Annotated in this window: 16 protein-coding genes and 1 tRNA gene; 13 read left to right on the top strand and 4 right to left on the bottom strand. The window is 42.8% G+C overall.

From position 1 onward, the window contains the following. Positions 1-41 precede the first annotated feature (41 nt). Positions 42-1,154 carry a DUF814 domain-containing protein gene (locus B9N78_RS09855; protein WP_085101739.1) on the bottom strand — a complete coding sequence of 371 codons (1,113 nt, stop codon included), beginning with the start codon at positions 1,152-1,154 and terminating at the stop codon, positions 42-44. Between the two features lie 293 nt (positions 1,155-1,447). Here B9N78_RS09855 and recA point away from each other — a divergent pair, with 293 nt between their 5' ends. The 9 genes from recA (at position 1,448) to B9N78_RS09810 (ending at position 13,324) form a co-directional block, all read left to right on the top strand. Beyond that, entirely contained in the window at positions 1,448-2,503 is a 1,056-nt protein-coding gene (gene recA / locus B9N78_RS09850) for a recombinase RecA (protein WP_085101737.1), read from the top strand. A gap of 100 nt (positions 2,504-2,603) precedes the next feature. Then, positions 2,604-5,246, top strand: coding sequence for an alanine--tRNA ligase (gene alaS, locus B9N78_RS09845; protein WP_085101735.1), 2,643 nt, complete (start codon positions 2,604-2,606; stop codon positions 5,244-5,246). A 93-nt stretch (positions 5,247-5,339) separates the two neighbouring features. Further along, positions 5,340-5,768, top strand: a complete 429-nt coding sequence (gene rplM / locus B9N78_RS09840) for a 50S ribosomal protein L13 (protein WP_085101733.1) — start codon at positions 5,340-5,342, stop codon at positions 5,766-5,768. A 20-nt stretch (positions 5,769-5,788) separates the two neighbouring features. After that, positions 5,789-6,181 carry a 30S ribosomal protein S9 gene (gene rpsI, locus B9N78_RS09835; RefSeq protein WP_085101731.1) on the top strand — a complete coding sequence of 131 codons (393 nt, stop codon included), beginning with the start codon at positions 5,789-5,791 and terminating at the stop codon, positions 6,179-6,181. A 256-nt stretch (positions 6,182-6,437) separates the two neighbouring features. After that, positions 6,438-7,685: an EAL and HDOD domain-containing protein gene (locus tag B9N78_RS09830; RefSeq protein WP_245805518.1), complete on the top strand. Its 1,248-nt coding sequence runs from the start codon at positions 6,438-6,440 to the stop codon at positions 7,683-7,685. 24 nt (positions 7,686-7,709) lie between these two features. Continuing rightward, entirely contained in the window at positions 7,710-9,137 is a 1,428-nt protein-coding gene (locus tag B9N78_RS09825) for a sensor histidine kinase (protein WP_085101730.1), read from the top strand. 4 nt (positions 9,138-9,141) lie between these two features. Then, positions 9,142-10,410: a radical SAM protein gene (locus tag B9N78_RS09820; protein ID WP_085101728.1), complete on the top strand. Its 1,269-nt coding sequence runs from the start codon at positions 9,142-9,144 to the stop codon at positions 10,408-10,410. Between the two features lie 175 nt (positions 10,411-10,585). Continuing rightward, entirely contained in the window at positions 10,586-12,700 is a 2,115-nt protein-coding gene (locus tag B9N78_RS09815) for a translocation/assembly module TamB domain-containing protein (RefSeq protein ID WP_085101726.1), read from the top strand. 21 nt (positions 12,701-12,721) lie between these two features. Next, positions 12,722-13,324, top strand: coding sequence for a DUF1318 domain-containing protein (locus tag B9N78_RS09810; protein ID WP_085101724.1), 603 nt, complete (start codon positions 12,722-12,724; stop codon positions 13,322-13,324). Positions 13,325-13,404: 80 nt separating this feature from the next. Here the strand turns inward: B9N78_RS09810 and purM are convergent, their stop codons facing one another. Further along, positions 13,405-14,451 carry a phosphoribosylformylglycinamidine cyclo-ligase gene (purM, locus tag B9N78_RS09805; protein ID WP_085101722.1) on the bottom strand — a complete coding sequence of 349 codons (1,047 nt, stop codon included), beginning with the start codon at positions 14,449-14,451 and terminating at the stop codon, positions 13,405-13,407. Positions 14,452-14,751: 300 nt separating this feature from the next. Between purM and B9N78_RS09800 the strand changes: the two genes are divergently transcribed. The 3 genes from B9N78_RS09800 to B9N78_RS09790 all read left to right on the top strand — a co-directional run bounded on the left by B9N78_RS09800 (position 14,752) and on the right by B9N78_RS09790 (position 16,296). After that, on the top strand, positions 14,752-15,018 hold the full coding sequence (locus tag B9N78_RS09800; RefSeq protein WP_085101720.1) for a hypothetical protein: 267 nt from the start codon (positions 14,752-14,754) through the stop codon (positions 15,016-15,018). Between the two features lie 12 nt (positions 15,019-15,030). Then, positions 15,031-16,059, top strand: coding sequence for an AmmeMemoRadiSam system radical SAM enzyme (gene amrS / locus B9N78_RS09795; protein WP_085101718.1), 1,029 nt, complete (start codon positions 15,031-15,033; stop codon positions 16,057-16,059). Between the two features lie 160 nt (positions 16,060-16,219). Then, positions 16,220-16,296, top strand: a tRNA-Pro gene (locus tag B9N78_RS09790). A gap of 88 nt (positions 16,297-16,384) precedes the next feature. Here B9N78_RS09790 and B9N78_RS09785 read toward each other — a convergent pair. Beyond that, positions 16,385-17,119, bottom strand: coding sequence for a hypothetical protein (locus tag B9N78_RS09785; RefSeq protein ID WP_085101717.1), 735 nt, complete (start codon positions 17,117-17,119; stop codon positions 16,385-16,387). A 397-nt stretch (positions 17,120-17,516) separates the two neighbouring features. On the opposite strand from B9N78_RS09785, the gene B9N78_RS09775 reads away from it, so the two are divergent. After that, complete coding sequence (locus tag B9N78_RS09775) at positions 17,517-18,446, top strand: ornithine cyclodeaminase family protein (RefSeq protein ID WP_085101713.1); 930 nt, start codon at positions 17,517-17,519, stop codon at positions 18,444-18,446. Here B9N78_RS09775 and B9N78_RS09770 read toward each other — a convergent pair. Further along, positions 18,430-20,661 (bottom strand): PocR ligand-binding domain-containing protein, encoded by a 2,232-nt coding sequence (locus tag B9N78_RS09770; RefSeq protein WP_085101711.1) that lies wholly within the window; start codon positions 20,659-20,661, stop codon positions 18,430-18,432. The genes B9N78_RS09775 and B9N78_RS09770 overlap by 17 nt on opposite strands. Between the last annotated feature and the right edge of the window lie 96 nt (positions 20,662-20,757).

The raw sequence follows: 20,757 nt of genomic DNA, 5'->3' as shown, positions 1-20,757 counted from the left end.
TAGAGCCTCCGGTATTGGAATAAGTATTTACCATACTCAGGTTAATCATTTTTTTCCAGCACCGAATCATCTGTTTCAAAACTTTCACGTTCAATTCTTTCAAGTCTGAAATTTGCGCGCTCAATTTTCCATTCTTTAAGCCCGTCAAGGCTCGGCCCTGCAAATCCTGTCTGTGTCTCACGCGATGGAAGAACACAAACTTCTCTTTCACCGTCAGGACCTGTGACCTTAACAATCACTTCAGTACCAAGGTTGCGAGCTTTGGGCGAAAACGATGCGGTCATAGCTGCGCCGTCCGTAATTTCCTGTTCATTCCAGTCTTCAGAGTCAAGAGAGCGCCCCAGACTGAACGGACCGGGAAAATCTTTTATCTCAAAAACATAATCCCCGTCCCTGAATATTTTTTCAATATTTTCATTATCGGCCTGATTTCTACCGATTGCGAGCAACTTGTTCCCAGCCCAGTATTGGCGTCCTACAGTTGCAAGCTTGAAAAAATTAACATCCGGCTCTTTAAGATTACGTAGAAGAGGCAGAAAACGGGCGGCATTTTCATGTTCGGTCAGTTTGCATCCTCCGGCAGGAGTGGGAATGACTTTAAAGCCGTATGCTCTGGCCATTGAAAGCTGCTCTTTGCGTCCGCGACCACTGATGTGCGGAAGTTTTTCCCTATCTACAAGGCCGGATTCTTCGCAAGGAGTAATTAATTGAGTTTTAGCGCATAAAGGACGCAGCAAAACATCTTTAACCTCAGCATCATTTCGTATTGAATTGAGTGACTCCTGACGCTGTGACATTGGTCTTTGCCCCAGAACTTCACCGGAAATAATAAATGTTGCTCCGAATTCTTCCATCATGCCGCGCGCGTGCCGAAGCATCATAATCTTGCAATCCACACAGGGATTAACAAGTTTACCAATACCATGAGCGGGTACATCTAGCATCATTTTTATATATTCACGACTTATATCAACGGGAAGAATATCTACTCCGTAAAGCTCCTGCCATTCTTCAATCTTTTCCGGATTGCCGAAAAAAGGCGTGATAAAATGTAGCCCAAGAACCTTAAGTCCTTGATCCTGGATAACCTTGCATGCCAGTATACTGTCTAGGCCCCCTGAAAAAAGGGCTAAAGCGTCATATCTATTGTTCATCGGGCGGCTGTAACCTCATTTTAATTAAACTGCAACCGGCGAATAAACGCTATAAGCGGAGACAAAATCGTTCAAATAACTGATTCATCATTTTTTCTTACCTAAATTTAAGAATCTAACAATAAATAATATGAACGTTAGAGATTGCGTTATTACGTACTATTTGGTATCGGAAGCAGTTGCTTGATTCGTCTGGACGGAGACCACCGCATCCCGCCGTAAAGGCTTCTTGTGCATGTGACAATCACTGGAGAAAAATGCGTTGAAACGTCCAACATCAAACTGGAGAATACATGAGCAAAAAATCAGCTAGCCCCGAAGACCTTCGCAAAGAAGCCCTGAGCACAGCCCTTACCACAATTGAACGTAAGTTCGGTAAAGGTTCGATCATGCGCCTTGACTCAGGAGCTATACAAGCTATTCCTGTCATTCCGACAGGTTCTATAAGCCTTGACTTAGCTTTGGGTATCGGTGGTATTCCTAAAGGAAGAGTCACTGAAATATATGGACCGGAATCATCCGGTAAGACCACACTGGCCCTGCATGTTATTGCAGAATGCCAGAAAATGGGCGGAACCGCAGCCTTTGTAGATGCTGAGCACGCCCTTGATATGAAATACGCACAGCGACTCGGTGTAAACACCGATGAGCTGCTTATTTCCCAGCCGGATTACGGCGAACAGGCTCTGGAAATAACAGACCTGCTGGTCCGTTCTGGAGCTGTCGATATAGTTATAGTCGACTCCGTTGCCGCGCTCATTCCTCAGGCCGAGCTTGAAGGAAACATGGGCGAAACTCAGGTCGGCGGACAGGCTAGACTTATGTCTCATGCTCTTAGAAAACTGACAGGAACAATACATAAATCGAATGCGGTTGTTTTATTCATCAACCAGATTCGTATGAAAATCGGTATGACCGGATACGGCAACCCCGAAACGACATCCGGCGGTAATGCCCTTAAATTCTATGCTTCAATACGTTTTGATATCCGCAAAATCCAGACCCTCAAAGACAAAGAGGAAGTATATGGTTCACGGACACGTATCAAAATTGTAAAAAATAAAGTTGCACCGCCTTTCAGAGAAGCTCTTGTGGACATCCTTTACGGAACAGGAATGTCTCGCGAAGGCGAAATTATCGATCTGGGTGTAGATTTCGGAGTTATTGATAAAAGTGGTGCATGGTATGCCTACGGCTCTGAAAGACTGGGACAGGGTAAAGAAAATGTCCGCCAGTTCCTGATTGATACCCCTGAATTACGTCAGGAAATTGAAGACAAAATACTCGTTCATCTCGGCATGAAAGAAGGCCCTGTGGCTGAGGTTGACGCTTTGCCTTCTGACGAGTAGAGCCAAATGTCCTGATGATTGACAGCCTCGGCCGACCGGGGTTTTAAGCATAAGCACATAGAATATTCACGCTACTAGAGTTTTTTTACGGAGACAGCCCATGAAGGCCAGTGAAATCAGAGAAAGATTCCTCAAGTTTTTCAAAAATAACGGACATGAAATTGTCACAAGTTCATCCTTAGTTCCTAAAGATGACCCTTCCCTGCTGTTCACAAACGCAGGTATGGTTCAGTTCAAAAAGACTTTTCTTGGACAGGAACAGCGGGCGTATAACCGCGCGACAACTTCGCAGAAATGTTTACGCGTAGGCGGAAAGCATAACGACCTCGAAAATGTTGGCCGCACTGCCCGTCATCACACTTTTTTTGAAATGCTCGGAAACTTTTCATTTGGTGACTACTTTAAAGAAGATGCCATCAAATTCTGCTGGAAATTCCTGACGGAAGAGCTGAAACTTCCTAAAGAAAAACTTTATATTACAATATATAAAGATGATGATGAAGCAGGAGAACTCTGGAAGAAAGTTGCAAATATCCCGGCTGAGAGAATTTTCAAGCTCGGTGAAAAAGACAACTTCTGGTCCATGGGTGATACAGGTCCATGCGGCCCGTGCTCCGAAGTACATATAGATCAAGGCGAGAACATGACTTGCGGACCCAATTGCGGGATAGGCAAGTGCGATTGTGACCGTTTCCTTGAAATATGGAACCTCGTCTTCATGCAGTATGACCAAAGTCAAGACGGTACTCGCGTTCCGCTTCCGCGACCTTCCATTGACACCGGAATGGGACTGGAAAGAATTGCCGCAGTATGTCAGGGCGTACAGTCAAACTATGAAACAGATTTGTTTCAGCCGATGATTCAGGCCATCGCCAAAAAAGCCGGCGTAACATATCAGGAAGACGGAGAAATCGACACAGCCTTACAGGTTATTGCCGACCACTCCCGTTCCATAGCATTCCTGATCACCGATCAGATTCTTCCTTCAAACGAAGGTCGCGGTTATGTGCTGCGCCGTTTGATAAGAAGAGCTTTCCGCTTCGGCCGCTTAATCGGCCTGACCGATCCTTTCCTTCATGAAACAGTCAAAATGGTTGTTTCAGAAATGGGCGGACAGTTCCCTGAACTTAAAGATAACGCAGACTTCATGGCCCGTATGGTCCGTGAAGAAGAAGAAAGATTCAGCCAGACCCTTGATAAAGGACTGATCATTCTCGAAGACGAAATGGCAGGACTTAAAGAAGAAGGTAAGAATACAATTTCCGGCGAGCTGGCTTTCAAACTTTATGACACTTTCGGATTCCCGCTCGATATCGTTAACGATGTTACTGAAAAGCACGGATTCACTGTTGATGAAGAAGGCTTTAAAGCCGCCATGCAGGAACAGAAAACACGCGCTAAAAAGGCGTGGAAAGGCTCCGGTGAAAAAGATACCGCAGCCATCTTCCGTACCGTTCTTGAAGCAGGACTCAAAAACCGCTTCACAGGGTATGGCGAACTTACAACTGAATCCAGAATTGTAAATCTTCTATCTGAAAGCGGTGAACATGTTGATCGCATTTCTCAGGGATCAGGAGGATGGCTTATTACGGCCGCTACTCCATTTTACGGAGAATCAGGCGGACAGACCGGTGACTCCGGTTCAGTAGGAACCATGACAGGAAATGCCGATATTCTTGAGTCGGTAAAAGCCTCTCCGGAACTCACCGCTTGCAAAATTTTTGTCAACGAAGGCGAACTTCTTCTAGATCAGGAAGCCAAGCTGGAAGTTGATGACGAAATAAGATTAGCCACTGAGCGCAACCACACGTCTACACACCTGCTTCATGCTGCGCTGAGAAAAGTTCTCGGCAACCATGTCAAGCAGTCCGGATCACTGGTTGGACCCAACAGACTCAGATTTGACTTCACTCACATTGCAGCCATGACTCCTGATGAAATCAGGCAGGTTGAGAATGAAGTGAACAGGGCTATCCTGACAGCTACATTGATTGACGTTCAAGAGTTAAGCAGCAAAGAAGCTGCGGAAAAAGGCGCGACCGCATTGTTCGGTGAAAAATACGGAGATATTGTAAGAGTTGTCGATATCCCCGGTGAAAGCATGGAACTTTGCGGCGGTACTCATCTGAGATCCACAGGAGAGGCCGGAACCTTTGTAATCTTGTCCGAATCAGGCGTTGCGGCAGGTATTCGCCGCATTGAAGCGGCAACCGGATTGAATGCTCTTGCATTCCTGCAAAAACAACGCGACGAAATAAGCAAATCACAAGATCTGCTTAGGGCTGCCCCCGGTCAGGTTACTGACAAAATTGCAGCACTCATAGCTCAGACTAAAGAGCTGACTCGCCAAAATGAACACCTTCAAGCCAAGCTTGCTTCTGGCACAGGAGCAGACCTGATGAACTCTATCGAAGAGATCGCAGGAATAAAAGTTCTTGCTGCCAAGCTTGACATGACCAATGTGAAAGCATTGCGCGATCAGACAGACGCACTAAAATCCAAACTGGATTCAGGAATCATCTGTCTGATAGCTGAGGTTGAAGATAATAAAGTTTCCTTGATCATCGCAGTGACTAAGGACCTGACAAACAGGTTCAAAGCCGGTGCGCTTATCAAACCCGTTGCAGCTGAGGTAGGAGGCGGTGGCGGCGGCAGGCCAGATATGGCTCAAGCCGGCGGTACCGACCCCAAAGGAATTGACAAGGCTTTGGCAACCCTGAAAAAGATAGTTGCTGAGTCGTAATAAAAACAAGAAATGGGCGATTTGCTCTTGACAGCAAATCAACATTATATGTATAAGTCCCATTCTCAGATTCTACGTAAGGAGCATTTCAAAATGAAAACATATATCCCAAAAGATGAGGACATCAACCGCGAATGGTACGTAGTTGATGCAACCGACATGGTACTTGGTCGCTTGGCAACAAGAATCGCCACAAAGCTCAGAGGTAAGGACAAAGCTATGTTCACACCTCATAATGACACAGGCGATTTCGTCATCGTTTTGAACGCTGACAAAATTAGAGTTACCGGCAATAAGCTGGAACAGAAGACTTACTACAAGCACACCAACCACCCTGGCGGTATCAAATCCAGGACTTTGAAAGTTATGCTTGAAAAGAAACCTGAAGCTGTTATCGAAATAGCTGTACGCGGCATGCTTCCTAAAAGCAGCCTTGGCAGACAGATGATCAGAAAGCTGAAAATATACACAGGCACAGATCATCCGCATGAAGCACAGCAGCCTAAGACTTTCGAATTTTAATTACAGGGTGGAGCACTAAAATGAGCCAAGATTTCAATTACGGTACTGGCAAAAGAAAGAATGCTGTAGCACGTACTCGCCTTTATCCAGGCACAGGCGTGATCACAGTCAACGGCAGAGCTTACGAAGATTATTTTCCTCGTAAAACTCTCCAGATGATTGTTCAGCAGCCTCTTAAACTTACTAAAAACGTTGGTAAGTTTGATATTAAAGTAACCGCAGACGGTGGCGGAGTAGCTGGTCAGGCACAGGCTGTCAGACACGGTATTTCTCGCGCACTTCTCGCTATGGATCCAGAACTTCGCACTCTTCTTAAACGCGCAGGTCTTTTGACTCGTGACGCTCGTAAGAAAGAACGTAAAAAACCTGGTCAGCCAGGCGCACGCGCAAAGTTCCAGTATTCAAAACGTTAAGTCGAATTTACGACTTATATCTGGATTTATTCAGGCGGAATCGTTTTTGCGATTCCGCCTTTTCTTTTGCACCGCAAAAAACATCTATCATTATTTATAATCTTCCTTCCTGCATACTTAAGCGTTTATATTTTATTTATAATTATTTATTTTTATTGAAGATAATTAATAATATGCATCATTAAGCACTGGTCAATCTCCAAGAAAAAATATATTTACTTTGAAAGACTTTAGAATACTAAACCAGCAGCAGTGAATGATGAGCATAATACACACCCCCTTATACGATAATATTTTCTTTGCACGGCAGCCTATTTTGCTGCCGGATCAATCTTTATGGGGATACGAGCTCTTTTTCCGTAACAGCAGTTCTGCGACAACCGCCATCATAACTGATGACTATCAGGCGACTTTAATCGTTGCGGCAGACTCCTGCTCAATTCAGGGGGAAAAGCTTTCCCGTGATGTAAAGCTTGTTATCAATTTTTCTCATAAATCCATCATTGAAAAAATACCCTACTCTCTGCAGCCCAGAAATACTGTAGTTCAAATCCCTGAGATGACTCCGCCTACTCCGAACCTTATAACTGAACTTCAAGAACTTTCTAAAGAGGGCTATACCATTGCCATCGACGATTTTACAGGAAGTAAGCAAGGTGCTATTTTACTGGAGTATGCCGATCTCTTAATTGTTGATATTAAAGATACAAATGAAGATGACCTTGAACAGATAAAGTGCACTGCAAAAGCAGCCGGGGTTAAGCTGCTTGCAAAACGAGTAGAAGACATGAGCCATTTTAAATTGGCTCAAAAATCAGGATTTGATTTTTTCCAAGGTTTTTATTTTAAACGACCTGAAAACATATCCGGTAGAAAACTACGCCCAAGCGAAATTGTTAAACTTAAACTTTTCAAGCTTATTGAAGACCCTTCACAGGATTTCGAAGCTTTAGCTGACTCTCTGCAAAATGACGTTTCAATTTGCTACAGACTGCTTACATTGCTGAACTCTCCGACATTCGGATTCTCGCAAAAAATAACTTCAATAAAGCAGGCAATTGTTCTTGCAGGCTGGAGGCTCACAAAAAACTGGCTGCGAGTTATACTTTTAACAGATTTAGCGTCAGACTCAAAAAGCTCTGAACTGCCTCAACTTGCAACGCAGCGCGCAAAATTTCTTGAACTTATTACTCTAGACTCAAAACATAACCTTAGCCCGCAATCAATGTTCTTATTCGGCTTGTTCTCACTTTTAGATGCGATGTTCGACATGCCTATGGCATCCGTCACCCAATATCTGCCTATTGATAAAGAACTGAGAGCTGCATTATGCGGTGAAGATAATATCTATAAAAAACATCTTGATCTGATTAATTATTTTGAAGAAGCACAATGGGATCAACTCGAACAAACAATCCTTGAGCTTGGACTCACTCCGGTGTCAGTATCACGCAACTATTATGATTCAATGCGCTGGACAAACAGTTTTTTCCAAACACCATGATCAGTTTAGAAAATTGGAGGAAATATGAGAGAAGATTGTTATGACGAGTACCGGAAAAGACTGAACATACTTATCACCGGGAATAGTCCGCTACTGCATTCTGTAATGCTTGAACTTCATAACCTCGGTCATTCAATTTCTATTACTAAAATTCCACATGAGACCCTTTTTGTATACGCCAGCCAGCAGCCTGACCTGATAATATTCTCAAATTTTGAAAATGCTTACAATACCTTCTCATCTATCCGCGAAATTAATCCTGATGCGGAAGCTCTCTTTGTTATCGATATCAATAACCCTGAATCATTCGAAAATTTTTTTGATTTTCATAATGTCTCGTTTATATCATCCACGGCAACAACAGAAAGTATCATTTCAAAAATATCTGAATTTCATAAAGCGATCATCCGTAATAAACAATCCGCCCAGAACTCAAAACTCTACGATTTGATTCTTCAAGGGCTTCCGTTTCCCGCTATTTTAGTTTGCGCCTGCAACGGTGAAACAATTTTAGCAAATAAAGCGGCTCTTGAAATTTTACCTATTACAGGTTCAGAATCACGCATACCTTTTACATCTTTTCTTCCTGAAGATGTTCGCAATAACCTTTTCACCGATCAGAAAACTTACCGCACCCATTCGCTTAAATCAGTTTGTGCATATGACAAATTCTGGGATCTGACTTTTGAACAAGTCGCTCCTTCTGTTTTCTTACTACTGGCAGTTGATGTGACAGAACAGCGCAAACAACTACAGCTCAGAGAAGAAATGGAACGCATTGCGAGACATGACCTGAGATCTCCTACAGCTACAATTGTCGGTATGTCACGCATTCTCGAAACGGAAGCAAACCTTGATAGTGATTACAAACAACTTGCAGAAATTATCCGTAAAACAAGCGAAAGGATGATCCGTCAGATTGATACATCTTTAACACTCATCAGACTTGAAACAGGTTCCCTTGTTACAGACTCACACCCATTCAATCTTTTTGGAGCAATCACAGCCGCTATAGGTGATGTGAGTCAGTTGGTTGAAGAAAAAGAACTTGAAATTCAATGTTTTTTAGAGGATGAACCTATTCAGGACGAATGCCCGCTTGTTTGCTATGGTGAAGCTTCTCTGATTATAACCATGTTCTCCAATTTGGTTAAGAACGCTGCTGAAGCAGCTCCTGAATGTTCGACAATAACAGTCCGCCTTAGCGACACTGAGCAGTCAATAATCACAGAAATTCATAATTTAGGTGAAGTGCCGAACTCTATTAAAAACAGCTTTTTTGATCGTTATGCAACCCACGGCAAGCGAAATGGAACAGGGCTCGGCACATATAGCGCAAAACTCATCGCTAAAGTCTCGGGCGGAGATATCTCTTTTACAAGTTCTTGGAATCAGGGAACATCTCTGATCACAACTCTCCCAAAACCTTCTGAAAATTTGAACAGGAATTAATTTAATGCCTTCTAAAAAAAAGCCGCGCCCTCTCCTTGTATACGCGGATAAAGACGGTCAAATATTCGACCATCCGGAATTTGAAATGATCTGCCGCAGAGGGGATGAGCTTGCTCAGCCTAAACCGGAAGAATATATCCCGCTTCCTCCTGACAGCGAATTTTTCTTACTACCAGGAAGAGTTCCCCTTGGACTCAACTCCGAGACAGGTGAAGTTGAAGAGGTTGAAGGGATAGCTGTAGCGGCTTTTGCATGCCCCGGCCATACATTAACCGGACTTGCAGCCTACGGAAATACTGAAGGGGCTCCGGTTTTACCGATGTTCGCTTACGGAGCTGTAGGTTACGCCAACGGTAAATTCTGGATCACAGCCAAAGTTGTTGATGAAGACAAACGCCAGATCTTCACTAAAATTCCGCAACAGAAAATTGATGCCGGTGCCAAAAGAGTTATGAAGGAAATGCCTGAAAACCGCCTAGTAAGACACCTTGCAACCTGTGCGCTTACTTACGGCTGTCCGGCAGCAAAAAACTTTGCCCTCGGCAGATTTGAAGCACCTCTTCCTACCGCGCAAACCTGCAATGCTCGCTGTATCGGTTGTATTTCAGAACAACCGGAAGAGTCCGCATTTCCTTCCACGCAGGAACGCATTAAATTTACACCTACTGCAAAAGAAATTACGGAAATCATGCATTACCACGCCAAGCGTGAGCAAAAACCTATTTTCTCTTTCGGGCAGGGCTGTGAAGGCGAACCGCTGACTGAAGCAAAACTGATTTGCGAAGCTGTACAGAAATATCGCAGCGAAGGCGGCAAAGGAACTGTTAATATAAACACCAACGGCTCCTTAACAGCGACAATGAAGCCTCTGCGCGAAGCGGGACTTACATCTATCAGAGTAAGTATGAACAGCTTCCTTGAACCTGTATACAACGCATATTACAACCCCAAGGGGTATAAGTTTGAGGATGTCATCGCTACCATCAAGACAGCAAAAGAGCTTGGACTTCATGTCTCGCTCAACTACCTGTTTTTCCCGGGCGTAAATGACACTGAGAATGAAGTAACTGCGCTTATTAAAGTCGCCACCGAATCAAAACTGGACTTTATTCAGCTTCGCAATCTGAACATCGACCCGGACCTTTATATGGAACTGGTTGAAGGATACGATTTCGGCCCATCCATGGGATTCATCAACTTCCGCAAAAGAGTTCAGACAGAATGCCCTTGGATCGGCTTCGGCTACTTCAATCCATATCTTGGCGAATCGTAAACTCTTAAAAAAATCAATTCTCCGGACATACCAGCCGTCAAAAGACAAATCGTTTTTTGACGGCTTCTTAATTATTAAAAACTTGTTAAATTAATTTTTGTTCAGTCAAAAATTAATCATCGAATCTGACGCTGCGTCCCTTTCCACTAATCCAGCTGAAGTGTATAAGAGATAAATGAACCGCCGCCTACTACCACTGATAATCGTCGCACTACTGGTGATGGCAACAGCCTTACCAAACAATGCTTATGCCGATAAATTACGCACATTCGGCGTTCATTGGCAGTTCGCAGTGAATATGGTGCAAGCGGGTCTATCCGGTATTTTAACAGGCAATCTAGAGCATGTTAAAAATAATAATTTCCGGTTCAGCGGTGAGTTTGTAGCGGAAAAAAGTCCGCTGAAAGTCGGAAAAATTAAAATTATCACGGATATCCGTTTAGGCGATGGAAGTGTTTACTTTAATGATTCACAGATTAGGATTACCAAACTTGGAATAAGCGTACCCGCACTCGAAATTCTAAATCCCGACATTTCAATTAAAGGAAGCGGTAGATTCATCACCGGAACAGGGGCTGCTGAGTTTAAAAATTTATCTATCGCAGTCGGCAACCTTCCGCTCATAAACACAGACTTAAATTACTTACCTGACTCTGATGGAACTCTTTCGTTAAAGATCATCGACCCGCTTCCGCTGCTGCAAATCATAGCGGCTAAGTTTCTCAAAGGAGTCGGAACGGACTGGGAAAAACAAGGACAAGTTGATCTTTCACTTATACTGCGCAAAATCAACTCTACCCCGGAATCCATAGCTCTGCTTGATTTTAAAGAACTTTCCGTGGCCTCGCCTGACGGATTATATTTAATAGACAAGTTTTCAGGATCACTAGAAGGTTCTGCCCCGATCGGCAAATCGCAAATAAAGGCAGCCTTACAAATTGATTCAGGTGAAGCACTTTTCAACACTGTATATTTAAATATGAATAAGCATCCACTGAAAGCAACCCTGCTTTCAACCATGGCTGATAAATCAGGAAAAATATCTTCGCAAATAGATACACAGTGGGCAGGAATGGGAAATTTAGCAGCAACAGCACTTATTAAAAAAACTGAAAAAACATTTGCTTATTCCGGCAATGCAAATATTCAAATTCCGGTTTTGGCTGCACCTTTTAAAACTTTTGCAGTTGAACCTTTTTCACTTGGAAAACTTTCCGCAAACGGTTCACTCGGAGTTGCATGCAGCTTTAAAGGGAACTCAGCGAACACTGTTTTAACCGGAAAAATAAATCTGGCAAATGGCGAATTTAATTCCCCTTCCATTACTTCAAAATCAATAACAGCAAACCTTCCTTTTTCCGCATCGCTGGACCAAAATATGCTTCCGAAAATAGACAAGGACTTGGCAAATCCACAGCAAGGTTTAATCAGCATCGGCAGTTTAAATACGGATAAACTGACGTTATCAGATTTCAACATTCCGCTGACTCTCTCTTCAAATAAAGCTGTTTTCGACCGCTTAAGCACAATACCGCTTGGAGGCGGAACAATTCAGCTTTCCGATCTTGTTGTCGAGAATCCTTTTTCCAGCGACTTCACTCTCCACGGTAAAATGAATGCTCATGAAATAAATATGTTACCGCTTTCACCGCCATCTCTACCTGTAGACGGAAAAATCGGTGGTAAGCTTGAATTCTGGCTTCTAAAAAAATATCTTTCCACAAGCGGAAATTTATCCGGCGAAGTTTACGGTGGTAAAATTACCATATCAGAAATATTTGCGGATAATCCGTTTGCTAAATCACGGCAATACGGTGCTGATTTCAAAATCAGAAATCTTAAAATTCAGCCACTCAGCGAAGCACTTGATATCGGACGGATTACGGGCAGAATAAACCTAGATCTTAAAGATCTCGTAATCGCTTATGATCAGCCTGCAAAATTTAAACTTCGTATTATTACCATTCCTGATCCTGATTCAAATCAGGCCATCAGTCTCAAAGCTGTGAATACTTTGTCCGTCATCGGAACCGGATCAGGACTTACAGGGGTCGGCGTCGGCATGTTTTCAGAGTTTTTCAAAGAATTCAGCTATGACGGAATAGGTCTTGAATGTACTCTGGATCACGATTTGTTTATAATACGGGGCTTGATAAGAGAGGACGGAATCGAGTACATAATAAAGAAACCGCTATTATTCGGTATAAATGTTATCAACAGCAACCCTAAAAATCTTATCAGTTTTTCTGACATGCTAAAAAGATTGAAAAGAATTTCAGGGTCGCGCTAAATTCCATAACAGGAGATAATTATGTTTAAAAAAACCGCTCAGGTTTTATCATTGATGACTTTTTTGGCAGTTGCCGCCTGTGTTACCGTTAATATTTATTTTCCTGCAGCACAGGTCGAAAAAGCTGCGGAAAATATAGTTGACGATATTTACGGAACGGATGCTCAGCAACCGGCGAAGACAAGCAAAGACAGCTCTTCACTGGCCCATTTTTTAGCGTTTATGACGCCTTGCGAGGCAAATGCTCAGGGTGTTACAGAATCTGACATTGAAGGTCTTAAACAATCCAATTCCGCAATACGAGGCTTAAAGCAAACCATTGCAACCGACCACCAGCAGCTGATTCCATATTATGAATCAGGAAATATCGGCATCAACAAAAGCGGTTTGGTGGAACTTAGAAACAACGACGGTATGGACATTGCGGCAACGGCAAAAGTACGCAGACTTATAGCGCAGGATAACAAGACAAGAGAAAAGCTGTACGAAGAAGTGGCCGCGTCCATGAACATTCCCGGAAGTGAAATTCAAAAGGTCGTAACGATATTCACTGAAGTGTGGCAGAAAAAAGCTCCGGCAGGATGGTGGATTCAGGACGGGGCCGGCAACTGGAAGAAGAAATAATTAACCACTAAGTTTTTACCAACAAAAAACCCCTGAAATTTAAATTTCAGGGGTTTTTAATTCCGGATTATATTCAAGCTTTAGAAGTTAACAGTTACCTGTTCGGAATCGTCCTCTCTGGCGACAATTTCTCCGATTTTCCAAGATTTAATGTCCATGCCATTAAGTCTGTTGATAACATCTTCTTCTTTATCTTTCTTAACAATCATGATGTAGCCGATACCGCAGTTGAAAATCTGCAACATTTCAGGCCAGCTGAGATTACCCTGCTCTTTCATCCAGTTAAACACAGGAAGAACTTCCCATGAACCGAAATCAATGTTTGCAGTTACCTGATCAGGCAGGATTCTAGGCAGGTTGTCATAAAATCCGCCGCCGGTAACATGAACCATACCTTTAACATCAATTTCGCGGATGATATTGCGCACAGCGTCTGCATAAATTTTAGTCGGAGCGATAAGAACATCTCCGATCTTTTCATCCGTACCGGGTAGAAGATCATCCGCAGCAAGACCGGACTCTTCATACAGCTTGCGTACAAGAGAATATCCGTTTGAATGCACTCCGGACGATGCCAGACCGATAATTGAATCACCGTATGTAATGGAAGATCCATCAACAATATTTGCGTTATCAACTATGCCGACACAGAAGCCGGACAGGTCATATTCGCCATCAGCATAAAAACCGGGCATTTCTGCGGTTTCTCCGCCGAGGAGTGCGCATGCTGACATTTTACAACCTTCAACTATTCCGGAAAGAACTGTCTCAGCTACGCCGACTTCCAGTTTTCCTGTTGCAAAATAATCAAGGAAAAATAAAGGCTTTGCGCCCTGAACCAGTATATCATTCACGCTCATAGCTACGAGATCAATACCGATTGTATCGTGCTTGTTTAACGCGAAAGCCAGTTTTAATTTTGTTCCCACGCCGTCTGTTCCTGATACAAGAACTGGCTCTTCCATCTGGGTAAGGTCAAGCTTGAAAAGCCCGCCGAAACCACCGATGTCTGTGACCACACCTTTGGTAAAAGTGGAGCCCACCATACCTTTAATGCGACCTATAAAATCATTTGCCGCTTCGATATTAACACCGGCGGCCTTATAAGCATCTGAACGACTTGCCATATATTTATCTCCTAACAATCTCTAAGAAGGGACTGTATATGCTGAAATCGGCAAGAGTTCAAGGAACATAATTGCACCTTTTGCCGATGGTTGAACTGTTTAGGACCGCAGCTTGCATTGATCATTAAGAGCCGACGTAAAAGCATCGGTAATTCTCAATACTTAAAAATCAAATAAGGCCCAGCTGTAAAAAGTCAAAAGATAATAACAGTTAATATGTTAGGCACGTTCGCTTTTAGAAGTTACTGAGAAGGTGTCATTTTCTAAACAATCTGATACAGTATGCCACGGAGAAATACCATGTACAAGAAAACTTTAATATTCGGATTAATTATTTCAGGAATTCTTTTCGCAGGCTCAGCTTTGGCAGGAACTAAGTTCATTAATAAAGATACTGCCAAACACCGCGAAGACACCATTATCAGTACGGAAACTGATGGGAATAGTAATGTTACAATTGAGTCGGGAAAGGATGCTACAATAATAAGCACTCAGCCGAAAAAGAAAGACCAAAACCAACAACAGGAAATTGGTCCGATTCTTTTTGTTCCTGAAATCAAAAGATAAGGATCAACCATAATGTTATATCCTGCCAGGCTTTGGGAAAATCTAAAAGACGGCAAAGTCCAGTGTCGCCTTTGTAATCACTTTTGTATTATTGAATCAGGCCAGCACGGAGTATGCGGAGTCAGGCAGAACATTGACGGATCGCTTATGACCAAAACCTATGATCTGGTTGCGGCTATCAACGTTGATCCTGTCGAAAAAAAACCGCTCTACCACTTCCTGCCCGGAACCAAAACATTTTCATTAGGAACGCAAGGATGTAACTTCGGTTGCGAATTCTGCCAGAATGCCACTCTGTCACAGCACCCGAAATCAGGCCGTGAAATAACAGGACAAAAAGTAACACCGGAAATACTTGTGGAGCTAGCCATAGCCCATGAGTGCAAATCCATATCCTACACTTATTCCGAGCCGACAATTTTCTTTGAACTGATGCAGGACACCGCAAGGCTTGCCCACGACAACGGTCTAAAAAACATCATGGTTTCAAATGGATTTCAGAGTCCTGAATGTCTTAAAGAACTTGCTCCACTGATTGATGCGGCCAACATCGACCTTAAAAGCTTTAATGACACGTTCTATGAAGATATATGCAAAGGCAGATTAAACCCTGTGCTTGAAACACTTAAGCATATTAAAAAGTTCGGCTGGTGGCTGGAAGTAACAACCCTGCTTATTCCCGGTAAGAATGATGATATGCCCGAGCTGCGACAATTAGCAAAATTCATTGCCACTGAACTTGGCGAAGAAGTCCCGTGGCACATCTCCCGCTTTCACCCTGACTATATGATGCAGGATTGTCCGGTTACGCCCATGAAATCGCTGAATCTTGCCAGACAAGCCGGAACCGATGCCGGACTTAAATATGTATATGTAGGCAACGTTCCAGAAAATGACGGTTCTTCAACCTTCTGTCCGTCCTGCAATACAGAAATTATACGTAGGTTTGGATTTTCTTTGGATAATTTAGGGGTGGAAAACGGCATGTGCAAGTACTGCGGATGCCAAGCAAATGGTGTTTTTGAAGATAGTCACGATTAATTGTGATATAATCAAAAATTATTAAGTTGCTGTAATTAATTAATAAAGTATAAAGAGCCTAAAAATATATTCACTTTTATAAAAAAAACACTTGCCAAGCACATGCGTTTCAACTATCCCCTCTCTTGTGCACAGCGCAAGTGCAGCAAATCAGTTCAGTCGGGGCGTGGCGCAGTTTGGTAGCGCGCCTGCTTTGGGAGCAGGATGCCGGGAGTTCGAATCTCTTCGCCCCGACCACAGAAATTACAGGGTTAACTAAGAAATTAGTTAACCCTTTTTTTTTGGGTATACATGCCCTTCTTTAAGGTAGAGCCCAATTATCCTTTCAAAACTTTTCTACAAGATACTGACGCTCACCAACCTTAACCCAATATTTATAACTCCAAAAAGAATATACAGCTTCTTTAAATTTTTTAAAATGCTCAAATGTTGGGTGAATAGCTATCCTTAGCATTGACATATCACCTGAAATCAAATTTGATTCAAAGTCTAAATTCCTGCTGAAAGAAAATTTTGGATGGCAACGGTCCTCGAGCTTGATTAAAGTATCAGAATTCATACGTTTCAACTTCTCATAACTCCCCCCTTCTCCATGCTTTATTGCGTTTGCAACAAGTCTAAGCTCATACAATGCAGGAAATTTTGTTTCACTGATATCCACACCAAACAACTTGAAATAATTTTCTGCAAGTTTGTAACTATTGACCTTTGGTTCATTTTCAAACTTGTAATGCTTCAACTCTTTATTCAGAAAACAGATAACTTGTTTTTCCCAGAGATGCGACAGACCAACTATTGACATCCCGAGCATATAAGCATTTATCTCTGCCAACTGAGAACAAAATATACCTGCATCATCTGCAATATCTGCTTCCCCTCCTTCATATTGATATCTATCATTTTCAGCCAACCTTTCAGCTTCACGAACAAATTCATTGTTCCAGTTCCCAAAGGAAGGAACTAAACGTTCTTCTACCCACCTTGCGTACCCCATAATTTCTGTTTGAAATGCTTCACATTTATAGGGATCAAACCATAAGAAAACATCTTCTTTATTCATAACGCTCAATCTTATTTTAAGAAGTCAAAAAACTACAAAGCCAAAGCTGATTCAGATTTTCTCTGACATTACCCGCACAACACTACAAAATATTACAGCCAGCATCAGACAGAGATATAAGATATTCTTTGTTGATCCACTCATCTCCTTCCTCTTCGCTAAGATCCTCAAGTTTATTCCGTTGTAAGTTTATAAATTCCATGGAATACTTTTCTACATAGGAATCCACTTCAAGACCCTTCTCTTTACTCAGCTTTTTAAAAATAGAAACTTGAATGATATTTAACTTCATATTATTTAAAATTTGGTTAGTGATTAATTTTTTTAAAAACTTGCATTTCCCTTTATTTTATATCCTGCAATATAAAAAATCTAGGGATATTCATGGGAGAAAATCTTGAACATCCCCCTCATTACCTATGATGAAACAATAAATAAATTAACATGGCTTGGCGCAATTGAAGCATTGCGGTCAGGACATCTTTTCCCGAAGGCGCAGGTGAATGATATCTTTCTTGGTCCGGCAGAAGGCACTCTGCTGAGCCGTGGTGCTTATATCGAAGGGCTGGGATATGGAGTAAAATCTACTACGGTATTTGCGGGTAATTCAAAAATAGGCCTGCCGTCAGTGCAAGGGGCTATGCTTGTTTTCAGTCACGAACATGGACAACTGACCGCCATAATCGAAAGTAAGCTTATTACGGAATTTAAAACAGCCGCGGACTCTGTTCTCGGAGCATCTCTTCTTGCCCGTCCAGACAGCGAAACATTGCTGATAGTAGGGGCCGGAACAGTTGCCCGCAGTTTGATAAAAGCTTACGGAGCCGCATTTCCGAATCTTAAAAATATTATTGTGTGGGCTCGACGCGCCGAAAAAGCAGAGCAACTCGCACAGGAATTCATAGACAACGATATCAACGTATCATTTGCCGCAGACTTGCCTTCCGCGGCCCGAAAAGCGGATATAATTTCGACTGCGACTATGGCTCGCGAACCTATATTGAAATATGACTGGATTAAACCGGGGGCGCATGTGGACCTGATTGGCGCATACAAGGCCGACATGCGTGAGGCTGACGATAAATTGATATCTACCGGATCACTGTTTGTAGACAGCCGTAAAACTACTATCAACCATATTGGCGAACTGACTATTCCTATTGCAAACGGAACAATTACGGCCGAGTCAATCAAAGGCGACTTGTACGATATGATCAATGATTCATCGCTCGGAAGAAAATCTGAAACAGAGATTACCATTTTCAAAAACGGCGGCGGAGCGCATCTCGACCTTATGATGGCTAACTATATTATAGCGAAAGCTTAATGGTAAAACGAGTCCATTCTCCAAGAACGGAGTCAACTTCCAAACGTCCATGATGAAGGTCAGTGATAATGAAATAAGATACTGACAAACCTAGCCCTGTGCCCTGCCCTACATCCTTTGTTGTATAAAAAGGCTCAAAAATGCGTTTGCGGACAGCGTCATCAACGCCTGTTCCGTTATCTTCAATTTCCACTAGAACAGCATCGCCGCGCTGTTTCACACGGCAGATAAAACGCGGATGTCCGTTTTCATATACCTTCCCCATCATAGCTTCTGCGCCGTTTCTAAACAGATTCAAAAAAACTTGCTGCATCTCACTCTTTTCGCAATACACTGCCGGAACATGCTCATCATACTCGCGCACTATCTCAATATTTCTGAAATCATATTTCTTTTCCAGATTATAATCATTGGCAGCCAGATCAAGTGTCGTATCCAGCAGCTCAATAATATCATGAGGCTTCAGCTCCTTTTCACTTTTTCTGCTGAAGCTGAGCATATTGTGCACAATGGCTCCTGCACGTAAACCGGACTCGTGAATACCCTCAAGCATTCTTGGAATATCTCTGTGCTCCAGATATTTACGAATGTCTTCCAGCGAAACACCGCACTCAGATGCCACTGTTTCGTTTTTCGGAATGTCCCCGAAAATTCGCCTTTGAATGTTAAGTACGTACCCGAGAATACTTGCCAGAGGATTGTTTATCTCATGCGCTATTCCGGCTGCTAGCCCGCCGATGGATAACATTTTCTCAGATTGAACCATCATCTGTTGTAATTTCACAAGATTCGTAACATCATCAATGCGCACAACCGCGCCGTCTACACCGTTGGCTACTAACGGATAAATAGTTATATTCTCGTGTATTACATCACCTCCGGGAGTGTTTGTCCGCAGCGAATCTGAACATGGAGTTCTAGTGCGTATGGCCTCATCAACGCGGGCCATTTCAAAGGCAATGCGCGGCAAAACTTTTCCAAGCGACTGACCAAGAGCCTCTTGCGCTGAAAGAGAAGTGACCTTTGCAGCCTCTATATTCCACTGAGTGACTTGGCAGTTTGTATCAACGCCGATGAGCAGGGACGGCATGGAATCGATTATGTTTGAAAGGTAATTACGTGTTTTTGCCAGTTCAGCTTTTGTTTTTTTGAGATCGTTGATAAAGCGGGCCTGCTGAATGTTCTTATATGCGATGTCCGAAAGTTGGGTGGCTAGAGTAAACAATACGTTGGAAACCTTGCTAAACTGCTCATGCGACATAGCTGAAGACTTTGCGAAAGCCGCAGCTACATCATCTTCATCCGCTCCGATATCACGCGCATAAGCTCGCATATTGACTTCGTCCTGCCCCGCATCACGCACCTGACCTATAAGCCAATTAGCCACATGGTGACCGCCGACAGAAATTCCTGCACCGGCGTCCCACAATCCACCGCTCATACATTTGCGAATTGTCGGTCCGTCACTCTTTAACAGCCCGAGCATTGCATCAGACCTATAACAGTTTGCCAGACCTTTTTTTGTCTTACGGATAATTTCACACAGTTTACAGAAATTGCTTGTCTGCGTTATCGGCGAACCGTCCGGACGGGTAATGAGTGATGCAACACCTGTTGCATCTGAAAACTCATTTTGAAGACGCTGAATATCTTTAAGGTCGAATAAATCTTCAAATACGATCCCGTCAGGTGAATCAAGGGGACTGGTTAAAGCGGTAATACGTTTTTCTAAAAGATCTTCGCCCTTTTTGCGATCAGTAATATCACGGGCAATTCCTAAAACTCCGATAAGATTTCCAGAGCTGCTTTTTATGGTACTCCTGATGATTTCTACGAATTTGCTTTTGCTTGTGCCAGCACTGGTAAGCCGTTCTTCAGTTACGCTGGGGCAGCCATCAGCCATTGCCATCTTATCCTGCATACGCGAAAAATCAGCCACCTCTTTAGCAGCAAAGTCATAATACGTTTTACCGACAATATCTTTCTTCGGTAATCCCCAAAAAGATTCAAATGCATCGTTGCAAGATAGATAAACTCCATCTGGATCTTTAATCCATACTAAACCGGGAATAGCATTCAGCAGACAACTAAATCCATCCTCAGACATACCACTGAAAGGATTATCCGAAGGTAACTCCGGCATACAATGGGACGCAATCCGCAGTGTATTAAACTCACTTAAAAGTTTACTTTTCTCATTGTCGTCATTTGACATATTGCCAGTCCCGATTTTGTATTCGTATACATTTGATTCAACTTTACGTGCATATTACTTCATGATTCACATCTTTTCAATTTATAACATACGAAT

Origin of the sequence: Desulfovibrio gilichinskyi, assembly GCF_900177375.1 — a bacterium.
GTDB classification, from domain to species: domain Bacteria; phylum Desulfobacterota; class Desulfovibrionia; order Desulfovibrionales; family Desulfovibrionaceae; genus Maridesulfovibrio; species Maridesulfovibrio gilichinskyi.
The sequence above is the reverse complement of the archived record's forward strand: the minus strand, read 5'-3'. Positions and strand labels throughout refer to the sequence as shown.